This window comes from Rhodococcus sp. NPDC076796 (assembly GCF_040702765.1).
In the GTDB taxonomy this organism is placed as follows: domain Bacteria; phylum Actinomycetota; class Actinomycetes; order Mycobacteriales; family Mycobacteriaceae; genus Rhodococcoides.
Window position 1 is genome coordinate 590,574 of record NZ_JBFBMS010000004.1, and the last position, 21,316, is coordinate 611,889.

At 64.1% G+C, this 21,316-nt stretch carries 21 protein-coding genes; 13 read left to right on the forward strand and 8 right to left on the reverse strand.

All coding sequences use genetic code 11. The features are described 5' to 3' along the window. Positions 1-26: 26 nt before the first annotated feature. On the forward strand, positions 27-713 hold the full coding sequence (locus AB0366_RS16760; protein WP_366244890.1) for a TetR/AcrR family transcriptional regulator: 687 nt from the start codon (positions 27-29) through the stop codon (positions 711-713). Here the strand turns inward: AB0366_RS16760 and AB0366_RS16765 are convergent. Continuing rightward, a complete protein-coding gene (locus AB0366_RS16765; protein ID WP_366244891.1) occupies positions 652-1,524 on the reverse strand; it encodes a hypothetical protein in 873 nt (290 codons plus the stop codon). The two genes, AB0366_RS16760 and AB0366_RS16765, sit on opposite strands and share 62 nt — an antisense overlap. A gap of 67 nt (positions 1,525-1,591) precedes the next feature. On the opposite strand from AB0366_RS16765, the gene AB0366_RS16770 reads away from it, so the two are divergent. After that, complete coding sequence (locus AB0366_RS16770; RefSeq protein WP_366244892.1) at positions 1,592-2,347, forward strand: TspO/MBR family protein; 756 nt, start codon at positions 1,592-1,594, stop codon at positions 2,345-2,347. On the opposite strand, the gene AB0366_RS16775 is transcribed toward AB0366_RS16770, so the two are convergent. After that, a complete protein-coding gene (locus tag AB0366_RS16775; RefSeq protein ID WP_366244893.1) occupies positions 2,344-3,024 on the reverse strand; it encodes a TetR/AcrR family transcriptional regulator in 681 nt (226 codons plus the stop codon). The genes AB0366_RS16770 and AB0366_RS16775 overlap by 4 nt on opposite strands. A gap of 69 nt (positions 3,025-3,093) precedes the next feature. Continuing rightward, complete coding sequence (locus AB0366_RS16780; RefSeq protein ID WP_317549524.1) at positions 3,094-4,296, reverse strand: oxidoreductase; 1,203 nt, start codon at positions 4,294-4,296, stop codon at positions 3,094-3,096. 141 nt (positions 4,297-4,437) lie between these two features. Between AB0366_RS16780 and AB0366_RS16785 the strand changes: the two genes are divergently transcribed. Further along, on the forward strand, positions 4,438-4,875 hold the full coding sequence (locus AB0366_RS16785) for an SRPBCC family protein (protein ID WP_183130279.1): 438 nt from the start codon (positions 4,438-4,440) through the stop codon (positions 4,873-4,875). A gap of 20 nt (positions 4,876-4,895) precedes the next feature. Here AB0366_RS16785 and AB0366_RS16790 read toward each other — a convergent pair whose 3' ends face one another. Beyond that, positions 4,896-7,244 (reverse strand): pyruvate dehydrogenase, encoded by a 2,349-nt coding sequence (locus tag AB0366_RS16790; protein WP_317549523.1) that lies wholly within the window; start codon positions 7,242-7,244, stop codon positions 4,896-4,898. Between the two features lie 268 nt (positions 7,245-7,512). Next, positions 7,513-8,142, reverse strand: coding sequence for a TetR/AcrR family transcriptional regulator (locus AB0366_RS16795; protein ID WP_366244894.1), 630 nt, complete (start codon positions 8,140-8,142; stop codon positions 7,513-7,515). 118 nt (positions 8,143-8,260) lie between these two features. Here AB0366_RS16795 and AB0366_RS16800 point away from each other — a divergent pair, with 118 nt between their 5' ends. Genes AB0366_RS16800 through AB0366_RS16815 form a run of 4 tightly spaced genes read left to right on the forward strand, consistent with a single transcriptional unit; the run spans position 8,261 to position 12,426 of the window. After that, on the forward strand, positions 8,261-8,896 hold the full coding sequence (locus tag AB0366_RS16800; RefSeq protein WP_314145131.1) for a VOC family protein: 636 nt from the start codon (positions 8,261-8,263) through the stop codon (positions 8,894-8,896). Between the two features lie 15 nt (positions 8,897-8,911). After that, a complete protein-coding gene (locus AB0366_RS16805; RefSeq protein WP_366244895.1) occupies positions 8,912-9,838 on the forward strand; it encodes a fumarylacetoacetate hydrolase family protein in 927 nt (308 codons plus the stop codon). Further along, positions 9,835-11,613 (forward strand): FAD-dependent monooxygenase, encoded by a 1,779-nt coding sequence (locus AB0366_RS16810; RefSeq protein WP_366244896.1) that lies wholly within the window; start codon positions 9,835-9,837, stop codon positions 11,611-11,613. Before AB0366_RS16805 ends, AB0366_RS16810 begins: the two co-directional genes overlap by 4 nt. A gap of 51 nt (positions 11,614-11,664) precedes the next feature. After that, positions 11,665-12,426 (forward strand): lysophospholipid acyltransferase family protein, encoded by a 762-nt coding sequence (locus AB0366_RS16815; protein ID WP_366244897.1) that lies wholly within the window; start codon positions 11,665-11,667, stop codon positions 12,424-12,426. Between the two features lie 6 nt (positions 12,427-12,432). Here AB0366_RS16815 and AB0366_RS16820 read toward each other — a convergent pair whose 3' ends face one another. After that, positions 12,433-13,110: a TetR/AcrR family transcriptional regulator gene (locus tag AB0366_RS16820; protein ID WP_317549518.1), complete on the reverse strand. Its 678-nt coding sequence runs from the start codon at positions 13,108-13,110 to the stop codon at positions 12,433-12,435. Between the two features lie 136 nt (positions 13,111-13,246). Between AB0366_RS16820 and AB0366_RS16825 the strand changes: the two genes are divergently transcribed. Genes AB0366_RS16825 through AB0366_RS16840 form a run of 4 tightly spaced genes read left to right on the forward strand, consistent with a single transcriptional unit; the run spans position 13,247 to position 16,174 of the window. Continuing rightward, complete coding sequence (locus tag AB0366_RS16825) at positions 13,247-14,449, forward strand: cytochrome P450 (protein ID WP_366244898.1); 1,203 nt, start codon at positions 13,247-13,249, stop codon at positions 14,447-14,449. After that, a complete protein-coding gene (locus tag AB0366_RS16830) occupies positions 14,446-14,643 on the forward strand; it encodes a ferredoxin (RefSeq protein WP_366244899.1) in 198 nt (65 codons plus the stop codon). Before AB0366_RS16825 ends, AB0366_RS16830 begins: the two co-directional genes overlap by 4 nt. After that, a complete protein-coding gene (locus AB0366_RS16835; protein WP_366244900.1) occupies positions 14,640-15,782 on the forward strand; it encodes an FAD-dependent oxidoreductase in 1,143 nt (380 codons plus the stop codon). The genes AB0366_RS16830 and AB0366_RS16835 overlap by 4 nt, the downstream gene beginning before the upstream one ends. A gap of 11 nt (positions 15,783-15,793) precedes the next feature. Further along, on the forward strand, positions 15,794-16,174 hold the full coding sequence (locus AB0366_RS16840; protein ID WP_121871209.1) for a hypothetical protein: 381 nt from the start codon (positions 15,794-15,796) through the stop codon (positions 16,172-16,174). Between the two features lie 68 nt (positions 16,175-16,242). Here the strand turns inward: AB0366_RS16840 and AB0366_RS16845 are convergent, their stop codons facing one another. Next, entirely contained in the window at positions 16,243-17,868 is a 1,626-nt protein-coding gene (locus AB0366_RS16845) for an FAD-dependent monooxygenase (RefSeq protein WP_366244901.1), read from the reverse strand. A 132-nt stretch (positions 17,869-18,000) separates the two neighbouring features. On the opposite strand from AB0366_RS16845, the gene AB0366_RS16850 reads away from it, so the two are divergent. Next, the gene (locus AB0366_RS16850) at positions 18,001-19,332 is read left to right on the forward strand and encodes an MCE family protein (RefSeq protein WP_366244902.1); all 1,332 of its coding nucleotides are present in this window, start codon (positions 18,001-18,003) and stop codon (positions 19,330-19,332) included. A gap of 7 nt (positions 19,333-19,339) precedes the next feature. Here the strand turns inward: AB0366_RS16850 and AB0366_RS16855 are convergent, their stop codons facing one another. Further along, positions 19,340-20,644 (reverse strand): carboxylesterase family protein, encoded by a 1,305-nt coding sequence (locus tag AB0366_RS16855; protein ID WP_366244903.1) that lies wholly within the window; start codon positions 20,642-20,644, stop codon positions 19,340-19,342. Positions 20,645-20,708: 64 nt separating this feature from the next. On the opposite strand from AB0366_RS16855, the gene AB0366_RS16860 reads away from it, so the two are divergent. Continuing rightward, the gene (locus tag AB0366_RS16860; protein WP_366244904.1) at positions 20,709-21,260 is read left to right on the forward strand and encodes a TetR/AcrR family transcriptional regulator; all 552 of its coding nucleotides are present in this window, start codon (positions 20,709-20,711) and stop codon (positions 21,258-21,260) included. Positions 21,261-21,316: the final 56 nt, after the last annotated feature.

A 21,316-nucleotide genomic window follows, 5' to 3' on the forward strand; every position in this document is an offset into this window, starting at 1 on the left:
GAATTCCTCACTTACTATTCACTTTCATGCCCGCCCAACGCCCGTCGTCACCGCGACCGCGATCGACTCCGCGTCAGCAACGCGCCGTCGAGATGCGGGCCCGGCTGTTGACCGGAACCATCGAGCTGTTGCAGAAGAAGCCCGGCTACCTCCCGACGACGTACCAGCTCGCACGGCACGTGCACGTCAGCATCGGCACCGTGTATCGCTATTTCACCGACATCGAGTCCGTCATGGACGAGCTGCGAACCGCAACGATTCACGACATCACGATGCGGCTGGCCACCGGAATCGGTCGCGCAATGGATCAAGCACCGGCCGACGCGATCGTCACCATCGTCGAGACACTCACTTCTGCGTTCGAGGAACACGAGGCGGTGGTCCGGACGGCTTTCGCAGCGGGTGGTTCGGAATTGGGTGGCCAGTGGAAAGAGATCGAACGTCCACTGCTGCCCCTGGCGCGCATCTTGCCCACTCGCATCCGACCCGATCTCGACGACGACGCCCTCGACGATCTCGTGTTCCTGACGATGGGTGCCACCGCGAGCCTGTGCATGAGAGTCGCGTTGTTCAGGCCCACGGGCTCGGACCGAACGATGTTGGTGGCCACGACGGCTCGCATGCTGCTCGCTGCGTTCGAGGGTGCCGACACTACCGAAATGCAGCCAACATCGAATCCGACGCCTGAAGCGGGGCATGACCGTCGGGAATGACGCGGCGACATCCGTCGAGTTCGACGGTCAGCAATCGGTCGTAGGAATCGGCGTCGGAATACTGCAAAGTGGCGACGGTGGTCGCAGCCAAATCGCAGGGTGATGCAAGCGGCAGTGTCTCCAAAGACAGCGATGTCGCTATGGGCTTTGTGCCTTCGAATCGCTCTGAGTCGAAACGACAGAACCAGCTGCTGATGGCAGACGGGGCGGCCGACTGCGTCGACCCGATCTGAGGTGCTGCGTATACGGGCAGGCATCCGAAGAAGGTTCTGATCTGATCATCCGACAGCAGCGTTCGGTGTTCGATCCGTTCTACTTCCGCGAGTTCGGTGATTGCGTTGAGCCCACCGGGTTTCGGCAGGCCGCAGGAATCGGTGGGGAAGCCGGGGCGAACCGCCCGTCCTCGACTGTCGAGCAACCAGAATTCCTCGAGAACCGCGAGACTGTAGCCGTCCGCGCAACTGTCGGAGAACCACGTCGAATGTTCGGATCGGCGATTGAGCAGTGCGACGGCCTCGGAGAAGTCGCCTTCCCAGCGGTGTTCGGAATAGTCAACGGTCCGGTCGGGCGCGACTTCTTCGCCGAAGAATGGATCACAGGTGATCGCAGCGACAGGCTCGAAGTCCGACGGAACGGTTGCGTGGGGGTCGCCGCCGAAGTAGCGGTCAGGGAATGGAATCGAACACTGCAGCGAGTCGGCGGGGACGATGCCGGCAACCGGTCGCTTGGGCGCGGTCACGTTCCATGCAACAGCACCGACGATGATGACGGCGATGATGAGGAACAGCCTTGTCGCGTATCGCCACGTCATGCAAGCACGGTAGACGCACTTCGGCAGGGGTGTTTGCGACTGCCGAATTCGGGGGATCAGTGCTGCTATGAAAATCGTGGTCGTCGTCAGTGCGGTCGTGGCAGTCGTGGTGTCGTTTCTCGGGTCGGGTGCGTGGATCGGAACGCCGATTGCCGAGGCGGCAGGTGGAGCGCTCAGTGCCACGTCGACGCTGGTGGCACCCGCCGGCCCTGCGTTCTCGATCTGGTCGGTGATCTACACCGGGCTCGTCGCGTACGCCGTCTGGCAGTTCCTACCCGGCCGCACCGCACGCCACGACGCGTTACGAGCACCGATCGTCGCGTCGATGTTGCTCAATCCGGCGTGGATTCTCGCGATTCAGATCGGGCAGGTGTGGCTGAGCGTGATCGTCATCGTCGCGTTGCTGGCGGTGCTCGTCCGCGTGTTCGTGCTGATGCAGCAGCATCGACCGGAGGGCGTCGCCGACGCGGTGATCACCGACGGAACGATGGGCATCTACCTCGGGTGGGTGTGCGTGGCGACGATCGCGAACATCTCGGCGTGGCTGGTGAGTCTCGGGTTCACCGGTGGCGCGACGGTATGGGCGGTCATCGTGCTCGCGGTGGCAGCTGGTGTCGGGGTGTTTCTGGCCTGGTACTCGAGTGGTGCGCTCGCACCGATGCTGGCGATCGTCTGGGGACTGGGATGGTTGGCGCAGGGCCGCTTCTCCGGTGAAGTGGTCGATACGACTGTCGGCTGGGCAGCCGTTCTCGCTGCGGTGGTGGTCGCAATTACCACGGTAGGAACAAGGGTCCGTGTGGGAAAGAGAGTCTCGGCGGGTTAACCCCCCGAGGCTTGGTCACTTCCTCGAAGTGATGCGACGGCATCGTCGATGTTCAGCGAAGAATCGAGAACCGGCGCGGTGCGCAGGCACGCGACGATGAGGTGCACCAGCCACTCCACCATCTGCTCGACGTCGATGCTGACGTCCTCTTCGAGCCATCGGGCCGTTGCACCGTCGATGGCTGCGACGATGCTGCGTCCGACGAGTCTCACGCCGGTGTTGCCCGCATCCAGTCCGAGCCGTGTGGCCGCCGCTTCCAACACGGCGGTGCGGGCACCTTCGAACACCTCCCAGGCTTCGGGATCGGCACCTCTGCCGCCCAACACCATTCGCAGCGCCAAGCCGCGGTGCACGCTCAAGTACTCGAGATGGCTGGTCAGAGCGGCACGTATCTGGACGTCGGGTGTCGAATCGGGAATGTCCGCGAACGCTTGCGACATGGCCGATGCAGTGGCCCGCATCGACTCGAGGTAGATGCCTCGCTTGTTGCCGAAGTAGTGGAACAGCAAGCCATGAGCCACATCCGCCGACTCCACGATGTCCGCCACGCCGACCTTGTCGTAGTCGGCTTCCGAGAACAGGGCGACGGCCGCGTCGATCAGTCGCTGACGGGTTTCGGCGGCTCGGGCGGCCGCCCGGACAGCCCGGGCAGCCGGCTTGGTGACTCGATTCGGCACCGCACATCCAATCTGCCTCGGCTTGTCCGCCCGGCTGTTGCCGTCGGTTGCATACGAGCCTAGGTCGTCTCAGATGATCGGCGTGATGTGGTCGTGCAATTCGAAGCCGAGCAGTGCCTTGCCGTAGGTTTCGATCGATACCCGCGGCAGCATGACGGCGTGGCGGGCACCGACATTGGAATCTCGCCAAATGCGCTGCAGCGCATTGACGTCGGCGAAGGCACCGGCTCCGGTGGCGTCGACGAGCATGTTGAGTGCCTCGTTGATGCTGCGCAGTGCGACGGCGGCGTCGCCGCGGACACGAGCGCGCGAGAGCAGGTCCGGGTACTCGCCGGCTTCGGCCCACCGCTTGACGTCCTCCGCTGCGCGGTATGCGTGCAGATGTGCGGTATCGACCTTCAGCGACGCTTCGGCGAGCAGCATCTGGAAAGCCACCGAGTCGGCCTGACGGTCGAACACCGTGTAGGCCAGGGCCTTCTGTGATGCCTTGATGCGGACCAGTTCGACTGCGGCACGGCCCATTCCGAGCTGCGGCCCGACGAGCACCATGACCAGCATGGGGCCGAAGGCCGAACGAGCGAATGCGGAGTCGGTACGTTCGGTCGCGTTGGCACCGCTGAACGCCGGAATCATCGAGAGCATGCGGTGTTCGGGAACGAAGACGTCTTCTGCGATGACGGTGTTGCTGCCGGAGGCGCGCATGCCGGCTACGTACCACGTGTCGTCGATGCGGTAGTCCGAGCGGGGCAGCAATGCCATGCCCTGGTCGAGCATGTCACCGTCTTCGTCGTTGATGATGATTCCGCCGGTGAACCACTCCGAATGCAGGCTTGCCGAGGCGTAGGGCCACGTGCCGGTGAGACGGTAGCCGCCCTCTACCTTGCGGGCGGTGCCGCCCGGGGTGACGACGCCGGCGATGATGGCGTCCGGCCCGTTCGCATAGATCTCGGCCTGAGCCTCGTTGCTGTACAGGCCTGCGGCCCAGTTGTTCACGTTGGACAGAGTGGTGACCCAGGATGCGCCGGCGTCACCTTCGGCGATGATCGCCGAGACGTCGAGCATGGTGCGTAGATCGGTTTCGAGTCCGCCGAACTTCGCAGGTGCTGCGACTCGAAATGCGCCCGAGCGTCGGAGGGCGGCGACAGTGTCCTCGGAAAGCCTTCGTGCCTTTTCGTTCTCGGCGGCACCGGCCTTCAGATCGGGTACCAGGGCTCGGAGATTGGTGAGCACATCGGTAGCGGTTGCAATGGGCAGCGCTTCGGTCGTCGTCATGGCTCCTCTTTCGGTTCTGCCCCATACCTGTGAGGCGGGTCTCACGAAACTAAGCCGATGACTGACTTGATGTCAATATTGACTTCAAATCAGGTATGTGGCGTAGTTGTGGGAACAATGCCGTCGAACGGAGGACCCGAGATGTTGAATATCGCCATGACGCAGGAGTTGCCCGCCCCTCAGGACGAGGTGTGGGCAACGATGTCCGATGTGAGTACGTTCGAGAAGTGGCATGCCCTGCACGAGGATTGGGTCGAGACGCCGCCCGAGAATCTCGAGGTCGGGTCGACGATGGTCGAGAAGATCAAGATCGCCAGCATCACCGACACCATCGAGTTTCGAGTCGAAAGCCTCCGTGCGCCGGAGGAATTGGTACTCGTGGGTGCCGGATCCACCGGCTCCAAAATTCGATTGACGATGCACTGCAGCACCCGCGGCACCGGCTCGGTCGTCACCCTCGAATTGGAGGTGACCAGTCCACTGTTGTTCGGCGTGGTGGGCAAAGCGCTGCAGGGCACGTTCAAGAAGAAGCTCACGGCCACACTGACCGGACTCGAGAGCTATCTCGCTACGAACTGACGCGTGAGGACGGACCGACGTCAGTGATCGGTGACATCGAGCGCGGCACCGACGATGGAGTCGGTGTCGATCTTGTGGTGCTTGTACACCTCGTCGAGTGATCCGACCTGCCCGAAGTTGCTCACTCCCAACGACGTCGAGGCCACCCGGTTGACGGTCGCGAGGAAGGCCAGAGTGTGCGGGTGGCCGTCGAGCACGGTCACCATCGGCGTCGCCCGATCGGCGGGGAGCAGCTGATCGAGAATCCACGACTCTCCGACTCCGCGTCCCTGCCTCGCTTGCAGGGCTCGGTAGAGCTCGCCCGGGCTGGTGATGCACAGAACGTCTGCGATCACGCCGACCTTGCTCAATCGCTCGGCAGCCTCGAGTGCTTCGGTGATCACGGCTCCCATGGCCGCGATGGTCACCGTCGCACCGTCCCGACGCACCAGTGGATAACCGCCGGCGACCACCTGGCGACGCCTGCGTTCCCTGGCCGCCGGGTCGGTGGGGACGTCGGCCTTCGACTGGTCGACGGGTCGCGTCGACAATCGTAGGTATGCCGAGGTTCCGTCGGGTCGGCCGAGGCGCGCGATGCTGGCGAGCAGGGTCCATTCGACGTCGATGGCGAATGCGGGTTCGTAGCTGACGCAGCCGGGCTGCTCCAGACCGATCGACGGCGTCTTGATCGATTGGTGCGCACCGCCTTCCGCGGCCAGCGTGACGCCGGACGGCGTGCCGACGAGGATCGATTGGCCGCCGGCGTAGATGCCGTACGACCACGGCTCGAGAGCGCGTTCGACGAACGGGTCGTACATGACGCCGATCGGGAACAACGGCTGTCCCCACCGGCTCCACGTGGCACCGAGTTCGCCCATCAGCCCCACGAGGTTGGTCTCGGCGATGCCGAGTTCCATGTGCTGACCGCTCGGTCCCTCGCGCCAGTGCATGATCGTTTCGGCGTCGTCACCGAACCAGTCGTGCCGATCGGATGATGACCACACGCCGACCTTGTTGACCCAGCCGCCGAGGTTGGTGGTGGAGCTGACGTCGGGGCTCACTGTGACAACCCTTTTCGCTGCTTCCGGGGCCTCGCGGGTGAGGTCTATCAGCGTGCGGCCCAGTGCGGCCTGAGTGGTGGCGGTGCCCTTGGGGGTTCGGCCGATGTCGGTGGGAACGGCGGGAGGAGTCGACGCCGGAACCGGTTCGCGGCGTAGCCGTTCCGCGGTGGCGGCGCACAGTCGTCCCGGTGCGCTGTCGTTTTCGAAGCGACCCCAGGGCGCAGCGGGATCCAGGTCGAGGCTGCGTGCGAGCTCTGCGTACTCGTCGACGGTGAGCAGAGAGGAGTGATTCTGCGGATGTCCCTGAGTGGGCAGCCCGAAACCCTTGACCGTGTACGCGACGATCACGGTGGGTCGGGTGTCGTCGATGCGAGAGTAGGCCTCGCGCAACGCATCCAGGTCGTGTCCGCCCAGGTTACGAATGGACTCGGTCAACACGGTGTCGTCGAGGTCGGCGATCAGGTCTGCAATCGTCCTCGCATCCGGTCCCGATCCGGGCAGTCGGGTGCGCACTTCTTCGGCCGTGCAGCGCAGCAGACGTTGGTACTCGGGGTTCGGCATGTCCAGGATTCGGGTGCGGAGAGCATCGCCACCGGGTCGAGCGAACAGGTCTTCGAGCAGTCGACCGAATTTGACGGTGATGACCTGCCACCCGGCGGCGTCGAACATCTTCTCGAGACGGCGGGCGGCGATGTTCGGCACGACGCGATCGAGGGACTGGCGGTTGAGGTCGACGATCCAGACGATCTCGCCCAGTTCTGCGATACCCGGGTCGATGATCGCTTCCCACACGGCACCTTCGTCGAGCTCGGCGTCACCGACCAGTGAGTACTGGCGTCCGCTGAAGCCGGTTCGGGCGGAGTCGTCCGGGCCGAAGCGGTCCTCGACGAAGCGTCGCGACATCGCACCCCAGATCGGTGCGGTGGCACCGATTCCCACCGAGCCGGTCGAATAATCGACGGTGTCGGGGTCTTTCGAGCGCGACGGGTAGGACTGCAGACCGCCGTAGGCACGGAGCGTCGTCAGATACTTCTCGTCCAGTTCGCCGAGGAGATAGTTGATCGCGTGCAGCACCGGGGAGGCGTGGGGTTTGACCGACACGCGGTCTCCCGATTGCAGTTGCTCGAACCACAGCGACGTCATGATCGACACCATCGACGCGCAGGATGCCTGGTGCCCGCCGACCTTCAGTCCGGTGGGGTTCGGCCGAATCCGGTTGGCGTGGTGGATCATCGACGTCGACAGCCACAGCACACGCTCGGCGATGTCGTGCAGGTCTTTGCCGTCACCGACCGGCGATCGGCGGTCGGCGGGGCTGATGCTGGTCATGGCAGATGGCTCCTGAATCGACGATGAAGAACGTCCTGATGCCGGCCGAGGCCGAAGGGCACGCGAGAAGAGCGGACGACGCGGGACCGAGTGTGGTCCTGTGGTCCGGGCGGGCGTTCGGGTTGCGAATCGCCGGATGGGTGCCACTGAGCTGCGATGGGGGACAGTGGACCAGTCGCTTCCCTTGTTGCGCAAGTGATGCGGCAGAAATAGTGCAGATTGCACAGTTCAGGGGTGCCTGCTGCTACCGCACTTGGTCGAAATGACCTCAATCGTCTTTCTCGGGACGAGGGTGCCTTGCTGCCACGACCGCCTCGAAGGTGTCGACGACCAATTCGACCACCGCATCGAGTCCGAGATCGGGGGTGTCGAAGTACGCATCGGCGGTCCGGTCGAGAAAGCCGGTCCACCCGGAGATGGCGGCACTCTGCAACGGAGACAGGGGTTCCGAAAGTCCGGCAAGTGCTGCCACCTGTCGAGCGCCCTCCGTGCGGGCTTCTTTGACGGCGTCTTCGACGACGGAATCGCCCAGTTCTCCCTCGCGAATCACCCGGACGTAGAGGGCGCGGTGACGTTCGAGGAACTCGATGTGGCGTCGGACGAAACCCTCCACGCGAGCCCGCACCGATTGCTCACCGGCCTCGGGTTCCTGGAATTCGGCCAGCTTCGCCAACACGTCGGCCAACGCTGCAGCGACGAGGCCCTGTTTGTCGGTGAAATAGTAGAACAGCAGCCCGTGCGCCACCCCTGCACGACGCGATATCGCTGCTGCGCTGATGTCGGCACTGTTGCCCTCGGCCAGTAGCTCGATGGCGGCGTCGATCAGGGCCTGTCGACGGTCCATCCGGGGACGGGCGCGGCGGGACCGCTCGGCACCGGGGGACGCGTTGGTCGACACCGATCCGACATTAGTGCACGAACGGCCTGCTGGTTTGACCGATGCTCAATATATTGACTGCTAGTCAAACCCGTCGTAGCGTAGGTCACATCAGCGTTGCCGAGGAGAGGCGAGTTCGATGAGTTCGACGCAGGAAGAACAGGGCCGAGCGCCGTCGCGGGTGGGGCCCGACTACATCGCCCACTGGGTGGTGAAGTCCGCTCGTACCGAGGAGATGGTGCGGTGGTACGGCACGGTGTTCGGTGCCGAAATTGCGTACCAGGACGAGCAGATCACGTTCTTGACCTGGGACGACGAGTCGCACCGCCTGGCGATCGTCGCGGTGCCCAAGCCGGTGCGGTTCCTCTTCCCGCTGGCCAAGCTTCGGCGCAAGGCCTACGGAATCGACCACATCGCGTTGACCTTCGTCTCGCTCGAACGGCTCCTCGAGAACTACGTCCGGCTCAAGCGTCTGGGCATTCTCCCGGTGTGGTCCATCAACCACGGGCCCACGATCTCGCTCTACTACGAGGATCCCGACGGGATTCGCCTCGAGTTCCAGGTCGAGAACTTCGACCCCGACAACACCGCGGCGTTCTTCTTCACCGAGGAGTTCGCGAAGAACCCGATCGGCGTCAACATCGACCCCGATTACTTGCTCAGTCAGCTACGCAACGGCGTGCCCCACGAGGAACTTCGTCGGCGTGAAGCCGGAACTCGGCCCGGGCGCCCGGTGATCGCCAACAAGAAGACCATCACGCCGAAAACTCTGTAGGGGGACTTCAAAGCTATGCCTGTCAACGTAATCCGTACCGCCGATGCCTGGTGGCGTCTCGATGGCGACCGCGCGATCGAGATCGACACGACGGCCGAGACCACCGGGCAGCTGCTCGGCGACCGCGATGCGATCACCGCCGCGTCGGGACCCGGCACGAGCGTCGCCGAACTCGAGCTCGTCTCTCCCGTCACCGCCCCGTGTCGGGTGGTGGCGCAGCTGCTCAACTATCGCTCGCACGCCATCGACGCCGGGTCGGATCCGAAGACTCTGCAGCCCACGTTCTTCCGCAAGTCGTCGGCGTCGATCAGTGGGCCCAACGATCCCATCAGGCAGCCACCCGAGGTCGCACTGCTCGATTACGAGATCGAGTTGGGTGTCGTGGTCGGAGCAGAGATTCCGATCGGAACCACGGTCACCGACGACACGCTGTCGAAGTACGTCGCCGGGTTGGTGGTGGCCAACGACGTCTCTGCACGTGAGATCCAGCTGACCAAAGTGCAGGTGTACGAGAGCAAGTCGTATCCCACGTTCACTCCACTCGGGCCGCGGTTGGTGCTTCTCGACAACGACGAACTGCGCCGCATCCCCGAGTTGCACATGAGCCTGGCCGTCAACGGAGAATCGCGTCAGGATCAGACGATCGGCAACGACCTGATCACCCCGCCCGCCGAGGCTCTGACCAGGTTGGCCAGGTTTCAGAACATGACGGCCGGTGATGTGCTGCTGACCGGCACGCCGATCGGGACCGCCATTTCTGCTCCGCCCAAGTTCGTGCAGAAGGTCGGCGAGTTGATTCCGCCTGCCCTCAAGTGGAAGTTCTTCTTCGCGCGCCAGGCGAAGAACCCGAAGTATCTGTCGGTGGACGACGTCATCACGGCGAGTATCCGCACCGCCGACGGTGCCATCGATCTGGGCATGCAGAGGACCGTGGTCCGATGACCGCACCCGTCGTCATCATCGGGGCGGGGCCGGCGGGAACCACTGCTGCACTTCTGTTGGCTCGCAGAGGGATTCGGAGCATCGTCCTCGAGCGTCGGGACAAACCACTGTTCCATCCGGCCGCGCATGTGATCAATGCCCGCACGTTGGAGATTTGGAGCGAGTACAGCCCGGGGCTGGCGAAGTCGATCGCTGCGATGTCGCCGCCGCACGAGACCGTCAACCTGATCAGCTGGTTCGGCGGTCTGGCCGATGGCGCGATCGGGTCGATCGACCTGCTCTCGGATCCCGAACGCAAGGCCATCGTCGAGAGCCAGAGCCCGTTCATGGTCTCGCACATCGGCCAGCACATCCTGATGCCGGTGTTGTGGGACGCGATCGAGGCGGAGCCGTTGGTCGATCTTCGTCGCGGCGTCAACGTGCGGTCGGTCGACCCGGCCGCCGACGGTGCTCGTGTCACTCTCGCAGGCGACTCGTCTGCAATACAGGCCCAGTACGTGCTCGCGTGCGACGGCGCGAACAGCCCGACTCGTGATGCGGCCGGAATCTCCCTGTCCGGGCCGGTTCTGGCGAACATGGGTAGCGCCTTCTTCACCTCCACGACTCTCTTCCCCGACGACGCACGGCCGTTGCTGAGTTGGATCTACACGCCCGAGCTGTGTGGAGTGCTCATCGCCCATGCCGAACATCGATACATTCTGATGACGGCGTATCTCCATCCGGACCAGGAGATTGCCCGCAACGGTAGGCAGTTCTGGGCCGAGACGCTGCCGAAGGTGTTGAACGGCCACGACTTCGAGTTGGAATCGACGGGCACGTGGGTGATGACGTCGCAGACCGCCGATAGCTTTCGGCGGGGTCGACTTCTGCTGCTCGGCGACGCTGCGCATCGGTTTCCGCATACCGGCGGCTTCGGACTCAACTCGGGAGTTCAGGACGCCCACAACATTGCCTGGAAGCTCGACGCAGTCCTGTCGGGGGCCGCATCGGACTCGTTGCTGGACACCTACGACACCGAACGTCGACCGGTCGTGGAGAAGTTCGCGAAACAGAGCGTGGACAACCACTTTCGGATGGATGCCATCGGCAAGAAGGTGGGCATCACCAACGTCATGCTGGCCAAGGCCACCACCGCGATGGGCCGGGCTCCGCTGAACAAGATCCCTGGCCGATTCATTGCCCCGCTCGCCGCCACGGCAACGCGGAAGCAGATGAGTCGCTCCCGCAGGTTGAACCCACAGGTCGCCGGATCGGCCGGGTTGCGGCAGCAGATCGCCGACGCCATTCCGCTTCAGGTGGAGCACTTCGTCTCGACCGGCCTGCAGTTCGGCTACCTCTACTCCGGTTCGCTGATCGCGCAGAACGCGTCGAGCACGCCGGCCGAGGACGTGGTCGACTACGTCCCCACCACCTATCCCGGTGCCCGCCTTCCGCATGCGGTGCTGTCGGTGGACGGCACGCTCGTGGACGCGCACGACGCTCTGGATCCGAACAAGTTGACGCTGTTGACGTTTGCCGGTGACGAGTGGGCCCCAGTGGTCTCGACGCTCGCAGCAGGCGGGCCCGGGGTGGTCACGGTTTCGGCCGATGCGCCGACCGGAACCGAGCGCAGGCACCTGATCGACCTGTACGAGGTGGGCGAGGTCGGGGCCGTGCTCGTGCGCCCCGACGGACATGTTGCGTGGCGTACCGCAGGTTCGGCATCCGATGCCGGTGCGTCGCTCAGTAGCTTTCTGAACACGAACTGGGCCCCCTACTTCGCTGCCGTCTCCTAGACCGAAAGCGAACCTCGTATGGATGCGAGTGCGCCCGGCTAGAGTGCGCGCATGCACAAAGTACCTCGCGCGATTAGGGCCATGGGAATCAATGCGGTTCGTCTGTACAACCGCCTCGAAGTCACGGTCGCGCAACCGGTTCCCGACGAGCCCGTGTTGTTCGTGTGCAATCACGGGTTCGGCGGAGTGATCGATCTGAACGTCTTCGCATTCGCTGCGGCGTACGACGATCTGGACCTGTCCAGGGAAGTCATCGCGTTGACGCACCAGATCGCGTGGACACTGCGTGCAGGGAAATTGCTCGAGCCGTTCGGCGCTCGGCCGGCTGCTCGACAGAACGCTCTCGATGCCTTCGAAGAGGGACACAATGTTCTGGTCTTCCCCGGCGGCGACCTCGATGCACTCAAGTCGTGGCGGCAACGCAACGAGATCGTCTTCGCCGGACGCAGCGGCTACGCCCGTCTGGCAATGGAAGCCGGGGTGCCGATCGTTCCGGTGGTGACCGCGGGAGCGGGTGAGTCTCTCCTCGTCCTCAGCAGTGGAAAGCGCATCGCCAAGGCGCTCCGGCTGGACAAGACATCGCTTCGGACCAAGACTCTCCCGCTGTCGGTGTCGATCCCGTGGGGCTTCAACGTGGGAGTGGTGGGGTTGCTTCCATATCTACCGCTACCCACGAAGTTGGAGACGTCGGTGCTCGCGCCGATGCGTCCCGAACCCGACGAATCCGCTGAGGACTTCGCGCATCGCGTTCACTCGGTGATGCAGGCAGAACTCGACGAATTGACGAAGGACCGCCTGCCGGTGATCGGCTGAGGCGAATCAGCGACTCTGATCGCGGGCGTCCGACGTGGGGTCGATGGCTGCGTGTACTCCGCCGCTGTACGACGTCGGAAGTTCCCGGCTGCACAGTGTTTCGGCCTCCTCGGCGGAGATTCCCAGTGCCCGCAGGACCCGTTGCGTCGTGCCGTCCACGGTTGCCGCTTCGTCTCGCTCGGGTTGGGCGAGCAGCAGTCGACCGATGGACAGCAGTGAACCTGCCACGATCGCGAGGGCGACATCTGCATCGTCCACATCGAATCGCCCTTGAGCGACGGCTGATTCGATATCCCGGCGTGAACGCGGTGCCAGGCCTCCGGCTGCGGCGAATGCCGCAGCCTCGGAATTGAGCAGCACGAGACTCAGTTGCGGCTCGAGGCGGAAGAGTCGTCCGGACAACCTGAAGGATTGGGTGAACTTCTCGACCGGGTCGTCCAGGCCCACGGTGAGTGAATCGAGGTAGTCGCCTGCGGATTCGAGGGCCGCGTCGATCGCCGCCTGCCACAGCTCTTCTTTGGTCTCGAAGTAGTTGTAGAACGATCCATTGCTGACGTCGGCGGCTTGGGTTATTTCCAGAACCGGTGCGTTGGTGTTGCCGCTCGCCAGGAATCCTTGCGCGGCCCGAACGAGAGCGGCTCTGGTGCGAGCCTTTCGGCGCGCGACACGGTTGCCTTCCACCACGGGCTGCTCCTACTCGACAAGTTGTGAGGCCAGCCTATCGCCTGTCAAATATGACGATTTCGTCAAAAACCTTGACTGGCGACGCTCTCATGGGTGACGATATCGTCATTAACTGACCTGCATCGAGGACTCGCACATGACTCACGCTGTTTCGATCCCCCAGTACCGAACGAACATCTACTCCACCGACGCCATTCTCGATCCGTACCCGCACTACGCGAGGTTGCGGGAACTGGGCCCAGTGGTGTGGCTCCCAGGTCAGCAGGTGTTCGCGATCACGCGGTACGCCGAGTGCAAGGCGGTGTTGCTCGACGACGAGACCTTCGTCTCCGGGGACGGCGTCGCGCTCAATCCCATCGCCAACCGGCTCGGCCGGGGTACGACCCTCAACAGCGACGGCGACGAGCACACATCGAAGCGCGCGGTTCTGGCACACCGGCTGACTCCGAAGGCTGTCCGGAAGATGACCACGGCGATCTCGGAGAAGGCAGAAAGCATCGTCGACGCCGCGTTGAGCAAACAGTTCGTCGACGGCGTCGACGATCTCGCAACGGCACTGCCCATGTCGATCGTTCCCGACCTCGTCGGCTGGCCCGAAGACGGCCGCGAAGACCTCCTCCGTTGGGCCGGCGCAACGTTCGACTCCCTCGGCCCCGTCAATCGACATTCGGCGACCGCGGTGAAGGCTGCCACCGAGATGCTGAGCTTCTCCAAGCGGGTGGTGCGCGAGCGGTCGGTCCTGCCCGGAAGTATGGGCGAGGACGTGCTGATCGCCGCGGACGAGAATCGACTCGAGAAGTCGGCGTGCCCGGCACTGATGATCGACTACCTCGGCCCATCACTCGACACCACCATCGGAGCTATCTCCGGCGCACTGGACCTGTTCGCTCGGCACCCCGAGCAATGGCAGGCGATACGGCAGAACCCGGACCTGATTCCCAACGCCGTCAACGAGGTCGTCCGGTACGAGTCACCCATCCGAGCATTTTCCCGACGAGCAGTGCGCGACGCCGATGTCGGCGGATCGAGAATTCCCGCAGGGGCCCGCGTGCTGGTGATCTACGCGTCGGCGAACCGCGACGAGCGGGAATGGGACAACCCCGACGCGTTCGACATCACCCGCGATGCGGCTCGCCAACTCGGCTTCGGTTCGGGTACGCACGGCTGCGCCGGTCAAGGATTGGCGCGTCTCGAAGCGCAGACCATGCTGCGGGTGCTGGCGCGTCGGGTCGAACGATTCGTTCCCTCGGCAACACCGAAAAGGGCCGTCAACAACGTCATTCACCGATACGAACGTCTGCCGCTGAAACTGGTGGCAGCAGAAGGGACACAGCAATGAGAGTCGCCGTCGACTGGGATCGGTGCGAAGGACATGGAATCTGCGCCGATCAAGCGCCCAAGGTCTTCAGCCTGGACGACGAGGGCGAGCTGCACTACGCATTCGATGGTGGCGACATACCCGACGACCTTGCCTCCGCGGCACGTTCGGCGATCGGCGCGTGTCCGGTAGCGGCTCTCCGAGAGAGCAAGTGAGCGCCACCGACCGTCGCATCGTCATCGTCGGAGACTCAATCGCCGGGTGCACCGCTGCCCGTGAGCTCCGCGCCCGCGGGCACCACGGTCCGATCGTCATGATCGGTGCCGACGAGGACGGCTGCTACGCGAGACCGCCGCTGTCGAAGCATGTGCTCAAAGGTGAAGCAGCCGAGGCGGAAACGTGGGACCTGTCGGATCTCGGTATCACGGCGATCGTCGATCCCGCGGTGTCGTTGGACGCCACACGACGAACGGTCACCACGACTGCCGGAATCGACGTTCCCTACGACGCTCTGATCGTGGCCACGGGAGCGGCCGCCCGGCGCATCGCCGGTCCTGACCAGGCGGGCGAGATCGTGCTGCGGACCTTCGCGGACGTCCGCGCCCTGCGTTCGACACTGGACGAGGCCTCGACCGCAGTCGTGGTGGGTGCAGGGTTCCTCGGCATGGAGGTCGCGAGTGCCTGCGCTGCACGCGGAATCGCGGTGACCGTCGTCGATGTGGATCCACCGTTGCAGCGGCTCCTGGGTTCCTTCCTGTCCGACGCGATAGTCGCGCGAGCCCAGGCTGCGTCGGTCGAGTTCGTTCGGGCGGACGCCCCCGTCACGTTGGGCGGCGATCCCGTCACGGGTATCGAGTTCGCAGATCGAACGCTGACTGCCGACCTCGTTGTCACCTGCGCCGGTGATGAGCCGCAGACGAGTTGGCTGGACGGCACCGGTATCGCGGACCGGATCGGGGTCGGTATCGACTACCGCTGCGCCACTACCGTTCCCGGTATCTTTGCCGCCGGAGATGTCGCGTACTCGCGCACGGCGTCGCGTCGAGCACCGTTCTGGTCGAATGCCGTCGCGCAGGGCAAAGTTGCTGCGGCCTCCGCTCTCGGCGTCGAACCGACCTGCCCACCCGCCGACGACTATTTCTGGACCGAGATCCTGGGGCTGTCCATCAAAGTCGTCGGTCCTCTTCCCCTGCAGGGAGATCCGACCGTTCTGGAAGGATCCGTCGAAGACGGGTCTGCCCTGCTGCAGTGGACCCACGAGGACGGCCGCACCACCATCGTCGCATTCGGCATCAAGAAGCCCGTCGGTCTGCTCCGGCGGTTGGCTCGCGAGAACACTGTCTCCACTACCTGAGGAATGTAACCATGGCTATCGGCACCACACTTGTACGACGCCTTCCCGAAATCGTCGGGTTGGGGCGTGCGGCAATCGGAATCGCCCATATGATCGCGCCCACTCGCGCCAACGAACTCCTGGCCGGACCCGACGCCGCTGTGGCAACCACGCGTGCTGCCGCCCGCACCTTCGGAATCCGCGAAATCTACATCGGTGGCGGGCTCTATGCGGCCACCAGGTATGCACCGAAGTTGGTGCGCCCCTTGCTGCGCGCCGGGGTGGCAGTCGATGTCTGGGATACCGGTGCCTTCGCTCTGACCGCGTATCTGCCGCAGCGCACGCGCGTGGCAGGCTGCGCAATCGCCGGAGGTTTCGTCGTTGCCGGTGTGCTTGCCGATATACAGCTCTGACGCAGTAAGAAAGGGAGTGGTTGTCGTTCTGCGACAACCACTCCCTTTCTGCGTCTCGGACTACTGCGCTAAGCGGTGCCGCTGAGCTGTAGTCCCTCGACGACCGCCGCCACCCGGGCGTAGTCGTCCGACGAGATCTCCCGATCGCTGGCGTAGATGAACTTGTCGGGCCGAACGAGGAAACCCCGTGCTCGCGATCGGTGCATCTGCCGCTCCAATGTGCCCTCGCTGTCGACATAGTGTCCGGCAGCCACGTCGTGGACGGCTACGGCAGAGGAGTATTCGAGTTTTACTTCGTGCACACCGGCTTCGGCGAGAGGCGTCGGAATCGGTGCCGATGGGAAGCCCACCCAGGTCCACTTGTTGTCCAGCACGGTGTCCAAACGCACCGGGGTCAGATCCGATCCCGTGACCCACGGCTGAGCGATGAAACTTCCACGGGGGCTGCGTCGCAACGCGGTACGGCCGAAGAACCCGCCCGTGGTCCCGAGTTGGTATCGAGGTTTGAGTCCGTTGCTCTTGATCAGGGGGCCCAGGGTCGGCAGCTTCATGGCTGCACGAATCACGATGTCTCGCATGCGGACTGCCGTGGGGTTCTCGAGCATCACCAACTTCCCGATTCGCAACGAGAAGTCGGTCAGTTGCTGCACGTTCGGTCGGCGTTCCGGCTCGTAGGTGTCGAGCAGGCTCGGGCTCGCGTGGGCGTTGAGGACTGCATCGAGTTTCCAGCACAGGTTCGCCACGTCGCGGACTCCGGACGAGACGCCCTGCCCGGCGAACGGCGGCATGATGTGTGCGGCGTCGCCGGCCAGAAAGGCCCGCCCCTTTCTCCACTGTTCGGCCTGGCGGATGTGGAAGGTGTAACCCCAGCTCCGGTAGATCTCCACCTGGTCGTAGTCGATCCCGCGTTCGGCCAGCAGGCCGCGTAGGCCCTCCTCGGTCTGCAGCTGCTCGACGGTCTCGCCCTTGTTGACCCGAAATTCGACGCGGTGATATCCCATGGGGCATGGGCAGTCGACGCCCGGGCGATGGGGATCGGAAATGAAGGTGAAGTCCAACGGAGCATCGACGGGCAGGTCGTACCACGCTCGCAGTTGGATATCGAACCACGGCTCTTCGATGTGCTTGCCGGGCAGAGCAATTCCGAGCAGTTTGCGGATCGAGCTCGAACCACCGTCGCATGCGATCACGTAGCGGCCGGTGATGGTCCGGTCCGGACTCCCGTCGGCCGGGCGAAGTGTGACGGTCACGCTCTGCTCGTCCTGCACCAGGTCGATCGCGTCGTACCCCGGCATGACGGTGACGGAAGGGAACCGCTCGATGCCCTGCCGCAGAACACGTTCGAGCTCGGGCTGATGGTAGTAACACATGCCGGGAACACCCTGGTCGTGGCTCTGCGACGAGGTCATCGACAGGAATGTCTTGTCGCCGTGCTTGAAGTGCACCCGGACGTCGGCCGACATCGTGGCGAGCATGTCGTCGAAGAGTCCCAGGCCTTGCCACACCCGGTGGGCATCCTCGTCCGAGGCAATCGCACGTTGGCGCGGATAGATGGAGACGTCGCGCTCGACGACGGCGGTGCGAATACCGCGCTGGCCCAGCAAGTTGGCGGCGGTTGCTCCGGTGGGGCCGAATCCAATGATGACGACGTCCACATCGAGAGTGGGGGAGCCGACGTCGTTGCTGCTGGTCATGTTGTTCCTCGAAGTTGGGCGACTGTGCGCGACAGGGTGCCGGGGGACTTGACTGACGATACCGCCATGCGTGACGATAACGTCATTCCCTAAGGAGTATGGCATGAATCACTCAGGCTGCAAGGGCTCGACATGATCGAGGCGCGCCGACGCTCCACCACCATCCCGCTCGGTGCCGCGTTCTTCGTGGCGTTGGCTCTGTTCATCGGATGGAGCGTCACCCGGTACGACGGAACGTTCGACGACGCAGTCCACGTCGACCTGATCCTGGACTCCGCAGGCAACGCGCTGCCGCAACGCGCGGACGTCAAGTTCCGTGGAGTTGTTGTCGGACATGTCGATTCGACCACTGCACGTGATGGCGTGGTTGTCGCACATCTGGCGATCACGCCGTCCTATGCCACGGCGATCACATCCGACGCCACCGCGCGTTTGCTGCCCAAGACGCTCTTCGGAGAGCGGTACGTCGCCCTGCTCGACCCGGCGGGTCCCGCGGACCCCATCGTCGACGGTTCGGTGCTCGAGCAGGACGTCAGCGGCAACGCGATCGAGGTGGGAGTGTTGCTCGACGGATTGCTGCCGTTATTGGAGGCCGTCCCTCCTCAGGATCTGGCCAATACCCTCGGTGCGCTTGCGCAAGGACTCTCCGGGCGAGGCGAGCAACTGGGTTCCACGATCGATCGGCTCGAGAACATCTTCGCGCAGGTGAACGCAGAGCTGCCGTCGCTCCAGGACGATATTCGAGGTGTCGCAGACCTCGCCGACACCTACTCCGACGCCCTACCGTCAGTGGTCGACGCTCTCGACAACCTTCGGGTCACGGGGAACACGGTCGTCGAACGCCGCCCCGCGATCGATACCCTGATCGCGTCGCTGACCTCGAGTTCCACGACCACTGCGGACTTCCTCGCGGCCAACTCCGAAAACATCATCAGCTTGGCGGCCGATTCACGGGAGCTGCTCGAAACGCTCGAGGAGTACATCCCGACCGTCGACTGCTTCCTCGATCAGATCGTCGCCGTGACGCCCCAGATTCCCGAAGTGCTCGACACGGAAAACGAGTTCCCCGGGATCCAGGGAACAGCGGAGTTCGTCAATCCCAAGGGGCGCTACCTGCCGAACCAGGACGAGCCTCGTTTCTTGGACGACCGTGGGCCGCAGTGTCATCAGAGCGCAGTTCCGGGCAGCGGCGAGAACGCCCCGCAGTATCCGGGTGGCTCGTTCAACGACGGTTCGTATCAGGTGCCGTCGCGCAACCCCGGGCCGCAGGATTCAGGTGGCACCACCGCGAACGACCGGGTGTTTCCTGCGACACCGGCCGCATACGCCGGATCCGATGTCGAGCGAAGTACCCTCGACGTCGTCTACGCCAACAGGCTGGGGATCTCGCCCTCGGACATTCCCTCCTGGACAACGGCATTGGGAGCGCCCGCGATGAGAGGCAATCAGATCGAGCTGAAGTAGGTCTCTGTCAGAACACCAGCGAACGCGCAGGCAACCCGGCCACTCCTTCTCTGGCGAATGCTGCCCATGTCCGACGTACCGTGGCGGCCAACGCCGGCGGCGGTGTGTGGCCGGCCAACATGGGCGCGTCCGACCATGCGTCACCGAACAGCAACGGCAATTCGATGCAGTGACATGCCCCCAACGGTGCACCTTTCGGTGCCCAGTCGACTCTGTACGACGCGACCCGACCACCGGCGCGGTGCCACATCTTCACCATGCCGTCCACGCCGAACAGCAAGCTGGTGACGAGACGGACGACCGGTGCGGTGAGCACCGAACTGACAACGCCGAACCGGTTCAACCACAGCATGTTCGACACGATGTCGACGAACGGCGCAGCATCGTCCCTGGTGTGACCGATCAGAAGTTCGACTCGCGTGGCGGTCTTGCGTAGGGCGGCGTCGGGGTCACCGGACAGTGGCTCGAGGTGAGCAACCGGCCCGAACGGCATTCCGCCTGCGGCGCCGAACCTGCGCACGGCCTGAGTCACGGCTCGCTCTGCATCGAGCACCTCCGACGCAGGTGCGGTGGCCGGGTCCGTGGAGAACCGACTCGCGAAAGCCTTTCGTGCCGTGTCGTACAGCGCCGAACGGCCCGAGCGCAATCCGAGCGGCGCACTCTGCACGATTGCTCGCGAGAACAACCCTGCGGCCGCCTCGCAGGCCATCAGCGAGAGGATGGCATCGCCGCCCGCGGACTGACCGAACAGGGTCACAGTGGTCGGGTCGCCGCCGAATCGAGCGATGTTGGTCGACACCCAGCGCAGTGCCGCGATCTGATCCTGAACACCGATGTTGCTGTCTCCCGACTCTTTCGGGGTCAGGTAACCGAAGCCGCCGAGCCTGAAGGTGACGCTGACGACCACGACGCCCTCCCGAACGAGCTGGTCCGCGTCGTACTTCTCGGCCTCGCCGCCGCCGGAGACGTAGCCGCCGCCGTGCAACCAGACCATGACCGGAAGTCCCTCGGCCGCAGCGGGAGCGGTCACCGACAGCACGAGACAGTCCTCGCTCTGTTCGAGCCGGTCGATCATCGGACCGGTGACGTTGTCGAGACGGGAAGGTAATTGAACGCAGGCCGGACCGCGGCGGGTGGCGTCGCGCTTCGTGCCCGGGGTGTCGACCGGTTCGGGCCGCCGAAAGCGCGTGGCGGTGGCGTAGGGGATTCCCCGTGCGTGGATCAGCCCGTCGAATTCGACTGTCTCGAGGTCTCCGCTGGTGGTGCCGGTGATCGTTCGCCGTATCGACCCGGCCGTCATCTCGTCGTTCAAGTCAAGAACCCCCTGTGTCGAACAGTGCGAGCATACCGTCCGCCCGTGGCGTCATAATCGGACCATGCGGTCCAAGCAGAAGATTCTCGACGCCACACTCGGGTTGATCGCCGAGTCCGGCTTCGAGGGCGTCACGATCGCGGCGGTGGCTCGTGCTGCTGGAGTCACGCGTCAGACGGTGTATTCGATCTTCACCACCCGCGAGGACGTCATTTCCGAGGCGATGGTGGGGCTCATCGTCGAGGTACTGGGTGGCATCAGGGAGAAGGCCGATCAGGCCGAGACCCCGACGGAGTTCATCGTCGAGACGATCGTCGCCGCGCGCAATCTCATTCGGCGCGAACCGGTGCTCAATTCGTTGTTGCGCTCGGGCAACGCCAACCCGCTGTTCGACGCGGGCATGATGGATCGGGCGCTACCGGTGGTTCGTCAGTTCCTCGACGGCTACGTCGAGCGCAATCCAGGTTTCGACTCCGGGCAGTTCGACGGTATCGACGGGGTCATCGTGCGGGTGGGTCTGTCGGTGATCCTGTTCGACGACCCCTCCATTCACGAGGACGACGGTTTGCGTCACTATCTCGAGCGTTGGTTGATTCCCGTCCTGCCTTTTGCTTAGCCTCGAAAACTTGACACCTGTGGTCTCTTCTGTCTAGTTTTGCACGGCGCGTACGT